The sequence below is a fragment of the Xenorhabdus sp. Sc-CR9 genome (genome assembly GCF_963897815.1).
In the GTDB taxonomy this organism is placed as follows: Bacteria; Pseudomonadota; Gammaproteobacteria; order Enterobacterales; family Enterobacteriaceae; genus Xenorhabdus.
On record NZ_CAWQTY010000109.1, the window covers coordinates 95178 to 107334 of the forward strand.

The following is a 12157-nucleotide window of genomic DNA, read 5'->3' on the forward strand; positions in this document are numbered from 1 at the left end:
GATAACGACTTAATGGAGAAAGAACCAGTCTAGCAGTTGTTCTTTTTTTGAAATTATATTTTGAATTTTTTATTTTCCATGAAGTTAAATGAGTGACTATTTTTCATGAATTAGTTTTATATGTAAGATAATTTCATTGATGAATTTTCTCTAATGCTTATTGTCAGTTATTTTGTTAAATGTTATTTTCATTGAAATATTAGACTGTCTATTTAAAATAGTCATATCGCATCATGATTACTTGTGGTTCTTATTAGTTCGAATCCAAATGTAATTATTGATAACGTGCTAAAAATAAAAATGGATTATTATGAATTTAATTAGATATCTTTATGCTCACTCTTGGAAGTTGCTATGTTTTTCTATGATAAACGCATTAGTAGCTGGAGGTTCTGCTGCTTCACTAGTTGGTATAGTGAGCAAAGCAATAGAGTCTCCTGGTTACTCTGTTTCATATATTTTCTTTATATTATGTTTAGTCTATTTTTTTAGTAAAGCAGCCGCAGAGATTGCGTTGCTACATTTAACTCAATCTGCAATATTGTCACTACGTATCAATCTTAGTAATAAACTACTGCGAACACCATTTAAAAAGCAGCAAGAGCTTGGACGTCATAGATTGTTAGCTGTTTTAACCAAAGATGTTGATGTGTTTTCAAATTCATGTACGTTAGCGCCAATGGTATTTGGTAATACCATTCTTATTGTGGCTTGTCTTAGTTATTTGGCGTGGGTATCTTGGGTGCTATTTTTAATCCTGACTGTTTGTTTTGGCACACTGATGTATGGATTCCACATCTTAGAGAAAAAACCCTCCCAAATGCTGGACAAGATTAGAGATCAGGTTGATAGCATTTATCTTAATTTTCAAAATCTTATAAATGGTAGCAAGGAACTGCAGTTAAATTCTAATCGTGGGGAATTATTTATTAATCAAGTTATTATGCATGGTGCCGAACATTTGAGAAAAATATTTATCAAGGGCCATGTAAGATTCGCATGGGTAGTAAATTCAGCAGATACCATGTTTTACATAATAATTGGTTTTATGGTTTTTGTGGTACCAAACTGGTGGCAACCTGAACCAGGTGTTCTTGTTACAGTAGTCTTGATTATGCTCTTTTTAGTTGGCCCTATTGGTGAAGTTATGGGAGCTATACCCGAATTGCGTACGGCGGGTGTATCCTTGAAAAAAATGCGGCAACTGGATAAGGAATTGCAGGAATCTCAGCTTGTATACTCTGATAAGCCTAACCCTTTCTTAGAAGAGAAGAAAAACAAAGTATTACTTGAGTTACAAGATGTTGTCCATCATTACTCAAGCGATAAGGAAGATAGCCAATTCGTTCTTGGGCCATTAAATCTTAAAATACACCATGAAGAGATTGTTTTTATTATAGGAGGTAATGGCAGTGGTAAAACCACTTTGGCAATGTTATTGGTTGGTTTGTTTCAATGTGATTCTGGATCCATTGTGCTAAATGGTGTAGAAATGAACGCTTCTAACAATGAGTATTATCGGCAGTTTTTCTCCGCTGTTTTTTCTGATTTTCACTTGTTTGAAGAACTGCTCACTGTAGATTCAAATATTACTGATAAAGCTACTCACTACATTCAGAAATTAGACATGGATAATAAAGTAAAAATAGTAGATGGAAAATTCTCTACCATAAATATATCTACTGGCCAACGTAAAAGACTAGCTTTAGTCTCTGCTTATCTAGAGGATCGTCCTATTTATATTTTTGATGAATGGGCGGCAGATCAAGATCCAGTTTTTAAAAGAGTATTTTATACGGAATTATTACCTGAATTAAAGGCGTGTGGTAAAACCGTTATTGTTATTACTCATGATGACTCTTACTTTGGAATGGCAGACAGGGTAGTTAAGCTAGAAGATGGGCATATAAAGAATATCTAAATGTCTTATATGGATACCAACTATAATTTAGTCGGCGTCCATATATTTATTTAGGTCATTAAAAAATAATGAATTTTAAATCAAAATATTTTATGAATACAAAACCTTGAAATTATATTTATTTACTCTTAACCTGTCGTCTTTTTTATATTATCAGTTACTATTAATTCTCATTTTAATTCCTGTTTCCTCAAATTACTGTGGTTTATTGATATAGCATGATAAAATTAACATCTGCTATATTCATTACGCACTCCAAAAAACAGATGGAAATGTGCTTCTAATTTCTGTAGTCGACAAAATACATAATCTAATTTTTCTTAAATAAAAGAGAGGGCTATATATGTTTAATTACATGGTTCGTGTTGAAATCTTTGGTGCAACTTTAAAAGAATACAGTTACCTGAATGAATCAATGGGAATAATTGATTTTAGGAACACAATTAGATACAACACCGGAGAATTAATGGCCTTACCTACCGGATCTTACGTTGGACTCTCGTCAAATTCTGCGGCAGAGATCAGGGACAAAGTTAAAAAGTTAGCAAGCCCATTATCCTCAAAACCTGTTTCTATATTTGTTTGTCGGTATAGTGATTGGGCTGCTTTTCTCTATTCTGCATCTGTATCCTCATTAACTGCCGAATCCGAATCCTAATTTAGTTTCTCATTTGGATAAGCTGGATCTCCCATAAAAAATTTGGGAGACCAGCTTTGTGGTATTTAGGGGGGATTACCGAGTGAAACGCCTCCCTAAAATTCGAATATCCTTTCCGAGGAACCCATTCACTTTTTAACCGCCTGAAAAAACGCTCCATTGGGCTATTATCCCAACAATTTCCTCGGCGGCTCAGGCTTTACTTGATACGATAACGCCATAGCAACTGCCTGAATACCTTGCTGGTATAGTGACTGCCTTGATCACTATGAAACATCACACCTTGTGGCTTTCCTCTTGATTCAAAAGCCATTACCAGCGCTTTTTGCGTCAATTCAGCATCGGGGGACAAAGACATTACCCAACCAATAGGTTTACGCGCAAAAAGGTCGAGTACCACGGCCAGATAGGCCCAACATTTGCCTGTCCAGATATAGGTCACATCACCGCACCAAACCAGATTAGGCGCGGTAACCGCAAATTGACGGTCAAGGTGGTTTGGAATATCTACATGTTCCTGTTTTTTTCGTGAATAGCGATGTTTCAGTTGTTGGCGACTGACTAGCCCTAGCTCAGCCATTAACTTGCCGGCCAGCCACCGGCCTTTTTCCTTGCCGCTCCAGCCTTAACTAGCGAACCCAGCTATCCATCGCAGATTTACTGACATTCATAGCCTTAGTCGCTTGACTAACGGAGTAATTTTGGTCAAGGACGAGCTGGGCTGATTCCAATTTGAATTTGGAGCTGAAACGTCTTTGCATTATGTCACCTGTTTGATTGTTGAAGTGAGAATATCACCTCTATGGCGGTGACCAAAATTAGTCTGCCACATCAAACATTGCTAGGCCATAAGAACCAGTCAATGACAGATAAATACCATGATGATAGAGGTAAAGATTGGACTGTTTTGGCGATGAAGTGACGGTCAAATTATGACCAGCTTTGCAGAAGAATTTTTACATTGTTAAAAACAACGGGAACCATTAAGCCCCCGTTATCAATTCAGTTAAGAAATCAATTACATATGAGAAATGATTGCATCACCGAACTCGCTACATTTCAGTAGCTTAGCGTCATCCATCAGGCGTTCAAAATCGTAAGTCACGGTCTTGGCAGCAATTGATCCTTCCATTCCCTTAACGATTAAGTCTGCGGCTTCGAACCATCCCATATGGCGCAGCATCATTTCTGCGGAAAGGATAACTGAGCCAGGGTTTACTTTATCCTGACCAGCATACTTAGGCGCAGTACCATGTGTTGCTTCGAACAATGCACACTCATCACCAATGTTTGCGCCTGGAGCAATACCGATACCACCAACTTGAGCTGCTAATGCGTCAGAAATGTAATCACCGTTCAGGTTCATACATGCGATAACATCATATTCCGCTGGACGCAGGAGAATTTGCTGCAAGAAAGCATCTGCAATGACATCTTTAATGATAATGTCTTTACCGTTCTTAGGATTCTTGATTTTAACCCATGGACCACCATCCAGCAGCTCTCCACCGAAATCAGTGCGAGCCAGCTCATAACCCCAGTCTTTAAAGGCACCTTCAGTAAATTTCATGATATTGCCTTTGTGAACCAAAGTCACCGACTCACGATCATTATCAATGGCGTATTCAATCGCTGCACGTACCAAACGCTTAGTACCTTCTTCTGAACAAGGTTTCACGCCAATACCACATTGTTGAGGGAAACGGATCTTATTAACACCCATTTCATCCTGTAAGAATTTAATAACTTTATCCGCTTCTGCTGAACCTGCTTTCCACTCAATACCCGCATAAATATCTTCCGCATTTTCGCGGAAAATGACCATATCAGTCAATTCAGGCTGCTTAACAGGGCTTGGCGTGCCTTGATAGTAACGGACTGGGCGCAGGCAGACATATAGATCCAATTGCTGACGCAGTGCAACGTTCAGTGAGCGGATACCGCCACCAACTGGCGTTGTCAGCGGACCTTTGATGGCAACGCGATATTCACGGATCAGATCCAAAGTTTCATCCGGTAACCAGACATCTTTGCCATATACATGGGTGGATTTTTCACCCGTGTAGATTTCCATCCAAGAAATTTTGCGCTCATCGCTATAAGCTTTCTGAACTGCAGCATCAACAACTTTAAGCATGACCGGCGTAACATCAACACCAATGCCATCCCCCTCGATATAAGGGATTACAGGGTTATTCGGAACATTTAATTTACCTTTGGCATCAATAGTAATTTTTTTACCTTCCGCCGGAACAACTACTTTGCTTTCCATTAACCTCTCCTTTCAAATAAGCGCAATGCCTTGTTAAATTTTTGTAAGGGACGTGTCAATACTACTTGAATATTCTGCAAACGCCAATGGTCACAGTTTTAAGGTATAATACGCACCCTAATTTTTCGCGATGGCTTATCATGACAAATATCTCTTTTAAAAAACGACAACTTAACCGATTCAGCCAAAGAAAAAATAACAATACTGCAAAAAAATTAATAGTCCCTAAACGGGTGTTAGTATTTAACAAACCTTATGATGTTTTGCCCCAATTCACCGATGAAATGGGAAGAACAACATTAAAAGATTTTATTCCGTTTACTGATGTTTATGCCGCAGGTCGTCTGGATCGTGATAGTGAAGGGCTGCTAGTATTGACCAATGATGGCAAATTACAGGCTAAATTGACGCAACCACATAAAAAAACAGCTAAAATTTATTATGTTCAGGTTGAAGGTATTCCTGATGAATCTGCCCTGAATAAATTACGCTGTGGCATCACGTTAAAAGATGGCCCGACTCTGCCTGCCGGTGCTGAGTTGGTAGAAGAACCAGAATGGCTCTGGGAGCGAACACCTCCCATCAGGGAACGGAAAAGCATCCCTGTAAGCTGGCTCAAAATCACCCTGCATGAAGGACGTAACCGTCAAGTGCGCAGAATGACAGCCCATGTCGGCTTTCCTACATTACGCTTAATTCGTTTCAGTATGGATTCAATACAATTGGGAACATTATCCCCAGGAGAATGGAGAGAAATTAATTTTGTTTAGTCCACACGTTACCGTTGCCTGTATTGTATATGCAGAAAACAAATTCTTGATTGTAGAAGAAATAATCAATAATAAGCCGCTATGGAATCAGCCTGCTGGTCATCTTGAGGCTAATGAAACGCTGTTGGAAGCCGCTGAGCGGGAATTGTGGGAAGAAACCGGCATTCGTGCCAAACCGCAGGCATTTTTGAAACTACACCAATGGATCGCGCCTGATGGGACACCCTTTATCCGTTTCCTGTTCTTGATTGAAATGGAAACTATCCTGGAAACAAATCCACAAGATCAGGATATCCATTGTTGCCACTGGTTAAGTGCAGAAGAAATTCTTCATAGTCCGAAGTTACGCTCACCACTGGTTGCGGAAAGTATCCGCTGCCACTCAGAACACTGTATTTACCCGCTATCAATACTGGACAGTTATGGCTCACCTTTTGCCAGATAATTGGTATGAATAAGAATCGATTGAAAAGAGCATGAAGACGTTTGATGCACCTAAACTGCCAACGTGTTAGAGTATTGCGTTTGTTTTTTTCCGCAGTGAGATATATCCATGTCAGATAACAGCCAGAAAAAAGTCATTGTCGGAATGTCCGGCGGTGTTGATTCATCAGTTTCCGCCTACCTTCTGCAACAGCAGGGCTATCAGGTAGCTGGGCTGTTCATGAAAAACTGGGAAGAAGACGATGGTGAAGAGTATTGCTCGGCTGCTGTCGATCTTGCTGATGCCCAAGCAGTTTGTGACAAATTGGGCATTGAACTGCATACCATCAATTTTGCAGCCGAATATTGGGACAATGTATTCGAACATTTTCTTGCTGAATATAAAGCAGGCAGAACGCCAAACCCAGACATTCTTTGCAATAAAGAAATTAAATTCAAAGCATTTCTAGAATTCGCGGCTGAAGATTTGGGGGCTGACTACATCGCAACAGGTCATTATGTCCGCCGTCGGGATGTAAAGGGCATTAGTCAATTGCTCCGTGGCCTGGATGGCAATAAAGATCAAAGTTATTTTCTATATACTTTAAGTCATCAGCAAGTTGCCAAGAGTCTATTTCCAATTGGAGAATTGGAAAAACCCGAAGTACGCCGCATTGCCGAAGAAATCGGTCTGATCACAGCAAAGAAAAAAGATTCAACCGGTATCTGCTTTATTGGTGAGCGTAAATTCCGTGATTTTCTTGGGCGCTATCTCCCCGCCCAGCCGGGTTCAATTGTTACAGTGGATGGAGAGACTATCGGTCAGCATTCTGGCTTGATGTATCATACACTTGGTCAACGTAAAGGGCTGGGGATCGGAGGAACCAAAGATGGTGGTGAAGAACCATGGTATGTTGTTGATAAGAATGTCGAAAACAATACGCTAATTGTCGCCCAAGGCCATGAACATCCTAGCCTGATGTCTATCGGTCTGATTGCTCAACAACTTCATTGGATTGATCGTCAACCACTAAAAACAGAGATTCGTTGTGTAGTGAAAACACGTTATCGTCAGCATGATATCCCCTGCACTGTCGTTCCCCTGAGCGAAGATAAAATTGAAGTTCGTTTTGATAGCCCTGTTGCCGCTGTCACCCCCGGCCAATCAGCCGTATTTTATCAAGGTGAAACCTGTCTTGGCGGTGGTGTGATCGAACAACGTATACAGGAGTAATTGTGGCTAAAAATTATTATGATATTACACTGGCATTGGCAGGGATCTGCCAATCAGGCCGTCTGGTACAAACACTTGCCCATGAAGGTCAGTGTGATACTGATTCTTTTGAAATGATGGTCAACAGTATCTTGAATATGAACCCTACATCTACTCAGGATGTTTTTGGCAACAGTGCCTGTAATCTGCGAATTGGTCTTGATGCCATGCTGGGCATGTTCAACACATCGCACAGTGGTGTTTCAGCTGATCTGACTCGTTATGTACTGAGCTTGATGGCGCTGGAACGCTATCTAAGCAAAAATCAGTCTGCCGCCAATGAACTGGCAAATCGCATCAGCCAGTTAGAACGTCAGCAAACCTACTTCGAACCTATGTCAGAGGGTATATTCAACGCCCTTGCTGGAATTTATGTTGATGTTATCAGCCCATTAGGACCTCGCATCCAGGTTACAGGCTCACCTGACGTATTGCGTAATCCATTAATTCAGGCAAAAGTCAGAACCGCTTTATTGGCGGGTATTCGCTGTGTTGTTTTATGGAAACAAGTCGGCGGCAGCCGCTTACAAATTATGTTTTCTCGTCAACGCCTGAGCCGACAGGCAAAAGATATTCTTGCTCATTGTTAAGTAAAGATTGTTAAACAAAAACTGTTAATTAAAATCCGGGAGTTGCTACCAATGGAATTATCCTCACTGACCGCTGTTTCTCCGATTGATGGCCGTTACGGCGATAAAGTCAGCGCACTACGCGCTATTTTTAGTGAGTTTGGCTTACTGAAATTTCGTGTGCAGGTTGAAGTACGTTGGCTGCAAAAACTGGCCGCTACAGCAGAGATCAAAGAAGTTCCTGCTTTTGGTGCAGACGCAAACGCTTACCTTGATGAAATTATTACAAATTTCAATGAACAAGACGCATTACGCATCAAAGAAATTGAGCGTACAACTAATCATGATGTTAAGGCAGTTGAATATTTTCTGAAAGAAAAGGTCGAGCATGTTCCTGCTCTTCATCAAGTTGCTGAATTTATTCACTTCGCCTGCACATCAGAAGATATCAATAACCTGTCATATGCTCTGATGCTCAAAACTGCCCGTGAAGAAATTTTGCTGCCTCAATGGCGACAAATAATCGACACTATCACGCGCATGGCACATGACTACCGTGATCTGCCTCTGTTGTCACGTACACACGGGCAGCCCGCCACACCTTCCACCATTGGGAAGGAGCTGGCTAATGTAGTTTATCGTATGGAACGCCAATTCCGCCAGCTTGGGCAGGTAGAAATTCTGGGTAAAATCAATGGTGCAGTCGGTAACTACAATGCTCATCTTTCTGCCTATCCACAGGTTGAGTGGCATCAGTTCAGCGAGTCATTTGTAACATCTCTGGGCATCCAATGGAACCCATATACTACTCAGATTGAACCCCATGATTACATTGCAGAGCTGTTTGATTGCTTAGCTCGTTTCAATACCATTCTGCTCGATTTTGATCGCGATATATGGGGTTATATTGCACTGAATCACTTCAAACAGAAAACCGTTGCAGGTGAAATTGGTTCTTCCACCATGCCACATAAAGTTAATCCAATCGATTTCGAAAACTCTGAAGGAAATCTAGGGTTAGCAAATGCTGTTCTGGGACATCTTGCCAGCAAACTCCCTGTTTCACGCTGGCAGCGTGATCTGACAGATTCTACTGTGCTACGTAATCTGGGTGTAGGTCTGGGCTATGCGTTGATTGCTTATCAATCCACCATGAAGGGATTGAATAAATTAGAAGTGAATGAACAGCGTTTGCTAGACGAGCTCGATAACAACTGGGAAGTATTGGCAGAACCCATTCAAACCGTCATGCGTCGTTATGGTATTGAAAAACCATATGAAAAATTGAAAGAACTGACTCGTGGTAAGCGTGTTGACTCAGAAGGCATGAAAACCTTCATTGAAGGTCTTGAACTTCCTGAAGAGGAAAAAGAACGCCTTAAAGCTATGACGCCAGCAAACTACATTGGTTATGCGGCCTTATTGGTCGACAAATTAAAATAATGTTGCTATTCAATAGATTTCAAGTCGCAACCAAGCTGTAACTTGAAGCTAGAAAATTATCCTTCTGGGTATGGGCGAAATCTGTTTCGTTCATACCCAACACAAGAATTTTCATTTACAGGCACACTTCAATTTACCGTTCAACGATAAGTCAATAACCTCTTCAGCTTACTGTTTTAAATATCACTCAATCATTTATTCAAACAGATAACTCGCAATGTTAGTTAAGACATTGATAACTATACCCGTCGTTTTTCAAGTTTTAACTGTGTTGTACTCACTCCCTTATCGTCGTAATACAATTCGAAATTCTATTGGATATATATAGTGAAAACTTGTCTACAAAGCCAATAAAACTGAGGTCTGAAAGATAGTAAAGCTCTAACCTGGCAAGAATGCAATTCTATATAAAATATAAATAAATTGTAAATGCATTGGCTATTTTAATCTAAATGTTTGTTTTTAAATGCTCCGTTCATTAACATACCAATAAAGGGCAAATTGTGACTATACTTAGTCTAGCCAATAATATATTTATGATCTCATTTAATCTTTATTGACGAAACTGACTAATTAGCTATTTTAAATTTATTTAGTAAACATTATTGATTAGCATAAGGAATCACTATGCGGATATTGATCGTTGAAGATAACGCATTACTTCGCCATCACTTAACCGTACAATTACGGGATATAGGGCATCAAGTTGATGCTGCGGAGAATGCCAAAGAGGCTGATTATTATCTTAAAGAAAGTCATCCTGATATTGCTATCGTCGATTTAGGGTTGCCGGGAGAAGATGGCCTTAGTATGTTACGTCGCTGGCGTAATGAACAGATTAATTTACCTATCCTTGTACTTACTGCACGTGAAAGCTGGCAAGAGAAAGTCACTGTGCTAAATGCAGGAGCAGATGACTATGTAACCAAACCTTTTCATTTAGAAGAGATTAACGCTCGTATACAAGCATTAATGCGGCGTAATAGTGGATTGGCTTCACAAGTTGTTGCCCTTTCTCCTTTTCTCATTGATCTTTCTCGGAAAGAGTTTTCAATCAATAACACCAATATCAAATTGACTGCTTTTGAATATACCATTATCGAAACCTTGATGCGCAATAACGGTAAAGTTGTCAGTAAAGAATCACTAATGCGCCAGTTATACCCAGATGCTGAATTACGCGAAAGTCATACAATTGATGTGTTGATGGGGCGATTGAGAAAAAAAATATTACATGAATGGCCTGAAGAGGTCATTGTCACTGTTCGTGGCCAAGGATATCGCTTTGATGTGAAAGAGAATAATGTTTAAATTTTTAAAAAACCATTTTTCTCTGAGAACTCGGTTCCTTATGGCAACGGCGGCTATTATCCTTGCCTTGACCCTATCATATGGAATTGTCGCGATTGCTGGGTATTTAGTCAGTTTTGATAAAACTAACTATTCTATACTCCGTAGCCAAAGTGATTTATTTTTTATGCTTTCTAAGTGGGACAATAATAAACTGGAAGTTATTATTCCAAAAAAAATTCTCATGAAGTCCCGCTCCTTAGTACTAATTTATGATCATCAAGGAAATGTTCTTTGGCGCCAAAATAATATTCCTGAATTGGAAACAAAACTTAATCCTAACTGGCTGAAAAGAAATGGCTTATATGAATTAGAAACCTATATCACAGAGAGAAAGGGGATTATTTATAATCAAACATCAAATCAAAATGATACGAAAAAGACAGGCGATGATGATAATATACTGTTAACATATTCTGTCGCCGTAAATATTTATTCTGCAACTGAAACTCTTCCTGCAATGACAATCGTTATTATTGATATTATTCCACAGGACGTGCAGGAATCAGCAAAGGTTTGGAAGTGGTTTGGATATTTATTGATAGCCAATTTACTTCTGGTTATCCCATTAATTTGGCTGGCTGCTGATTGGAGCCTCAGGCCGATTAAATCGTTAATTACCCAAATAAGTTCTTTGGAAAAAGGAGAGAGGAAAAAACTTGATGAAAATCCTCCTTCAGAATTAAAAGCGCTGGTCAGAAACTTAAATGCCTTATTAAACAATGAGCGAGAACGTTATGCAAAATATCATACGACACTTTCTGATTTAACACATAGCCTAAAAACACCTTTAGCCGTGTTACAATCAACCCTACGCTCATTGCGACCTCCTCAAAAAACAACCATTGAACAAGCTGAACCTATCATGCTTGAGCAAATTGATCGCATTTCCCAGCAAATTGGCTACTACCTGCATCGGGCCAATATGCGCAGCGATCATAATCTGCTGTTAAGGCAAATTTCTTCCGTTCCAACCTTACTCGATAGCCTAATCAGTGCCCTGATAAAGGTATATCAACATAAGGGCATTAATGTGATGTTGGATGTATCTCCCGAAGTTACGTGGTTGGGTGAAAAAAATGATTTCTTGGAAGTCATGGGAAACGTTCTGGATAACGCTTGTAAATATTGTCTGGAGTTTGTTGAAGTCACCGCCACAATGGGAGAAAATTCTGTCACTATCATTGTCGATGATGATGGGCCGAGCGTGCCTCCAGATAAACGCGAAATAATTTTTCAACGCGGTTTACGGGCTGATACATTGCGGTCAGGACAAGGGCTGGGTCTGTCGATAGCGGCTGAAATTGTCGAGCAATACAATGGCAATATCAGTATTGGGGATAGCCCATTGGGAGGAGCACAAGTGAAAGTGGTATTTCGAGAACAATAATTCAACAACATGATAATAAGATGATTGCTAGCTCAATCGCGAAATATTTCAACCAAATCTGATATCGTCATTGACTATTCGTTATAAT

Annotated in this window: 11 protein-coding genes and 1 pseudogene; 9 read left to right on the top strand and 3 right to left on the bottom strand. The window is 39.8% G+C overall.

Features of this window, described 5'->3' with window-relative positions; translation table 11 throughout:
- The first annotated feature begins 310 nt into the window (after positions 1 to 310).
- Positions 311 to 1921 (top strand): cyclic peptide export ABC transporter, encoded by a 1611-nt coding sequence (locus AACQ81_RS05435; protein ID WP_272902945.1) that lies wholly within the window; start codon positions 311 to 313, stop codon positions 1919 to 1921.
- 343 nt (positions 1922 to 2264) lie between these two features.
- Complete coding sequence (gene ghoS / locus AACQ81_RS05440; RefSeq protein ID WP_237385152.1) at positions 2265 to 2579, top strand: type V toxin-antitoxin system endoribonuclease antitoxin GhoS; 315 nt, start codon at positions 2265 to 2267, stop codon at positions 2577 to 2579.
- A 1-nt stretch (position 2580) separates the two neighbouring features.
- On the opposite strand, the pseudogene AACQ81_RS05445 reads toward ghoS, so the two are convergent.
- The 3 genes and pseudogenes from AACQ81_RS05445 to icd form a co-directional block, all read right to left on the bottom strand.
- Positions 2581 to 3195 (bottom strand): annotated as a pseudogene (locus tag AACQ81_RS05445) (IS3 family transposase); the annotation flags it as partial.
- A 13-nt stretch (positions 3196 to 3208) separates the two neighbouring features.
- Entirely contained in the window at positions 3209 to 3340 is a 132-nt protein-coding gene (locus AACQ81_RS19665; protein ID WP_443089507.1) for a transposase, read from the bottom strand.
- A 257-nt stretch (positions 3341 to 3597) separates the two neighbouring features.
- Positions 3598 to 4851 (bottom strand): NADP-dependent isocitrate dehydrogenase, encoded by a 1254-nt coding sequence (icd, locus tag AACQ81_RS05450; RefSeq protein ID WP_237385153.1) that lies wholly within the window; start codon positions 4849 to 4851, stop codon positions 3598 to 3600.
- Positions 4852 to 4991: 140 nt separating this feature from the next.
- Here icd and rluE point away from each other — a divergent pair, with 140 nt between their 5' ends.
- From rluE to phoQ, 7 genes are all read left to right on the top strand, one after another.
- Positions 4992 to 5621, top strand: a complete 630-nt coding sequence (gene rluE / locus AACQ81_RS05455; protein ID WP_237385154.1) for a 23S rRNA pseudouridine(2457) synthase RluE — start codon at positions 4992 to 4994, stop codon at positions 5619 to 5621.
- Positions 5614 to 6066 (top strand): NUDIX domain-containing protein, encoded by a 453-nt coding sequence (locus AACQ81_RS05460; RefSeq protein ID WP_237385155.1) that lies wholly within the window; start codon positions 5614 to 5616, stop codon positions 6064 to 6066. The genes rluE and AACQ81_RS05460 overlap by 8 nt, the downstream gene beginning before the upstream one ends.
- A gap of 108 nt (positions 6067 to 6174) precedes the next feature.
- The gene (gene mnmA, locus AACQ81_RS05465; protein ID WP_237385156.1) at positions 6175 to 7278 is read left to right on the top strand and encodes a tRNA 2-thiouridine(34) synthase MnmA; all 1104 of its coding nucleotides are present in this window, start codon (positions 6175 to 6177) and stop codon (positions 7276 to 7278) included.
- A 2-nt stretch (positions 7279 to 7280) separates the two neighbouring features.
- Positions 7281 to 7907 carry a high frequency lysogenization protein HflD gene (gene hflD, locus AACQ81_RS05470; protein WP_237385157.1) on the top strand — a complete coding sequence of 209 codons (627 nt, stop codon included), beginning with the start codon at positions 7281 to 7283 and terminating at the stop codon, positions 7905 to 7907.
- Between the two features lie 51 nt (positions 7908 to 7958).
- Complete coding sequence (purB, locus tag AACQ81_RS05475) at positions 7959 to 9329, top strand: adenylosuccinate lyase (protein WP_237385158.1); 1371 nt, start codon at positions 7959 to 7961, stop codon at positions 9327 to 9329.
- 627 nt (positions 9330 to 9956) lie between these two features.
- Positions 9957 to 10640 (top strand): two-component system response regulator PhoP, encoded by a 684-nt coding sequence (phoP, locus tag AACQ81_RS05480; RefSeq protein WP_237385159.1) that lies wholly within the window; start codon positions 9957 to 9959, stop codon positions 10638 to 10640.
- Positions 10633 to 12069 (top strand): two-component system sensor histidine kinase PhoQ, encoded by a 1437-nt coding sequence (gene phoQ, locus AACQ81_RS05485; protein ID WP_237385160.1) that lies wholly within the window; start codon positions 10633 to 10635, stop codon positions 12067 to 12069. The genes phoP and phoQ overlap by 8 nt, the downstream gene beginning before the upstream one ends.
- The last annotated feature ends 88 nt before the right edge of the window (positions 12070 to 12157 follow it).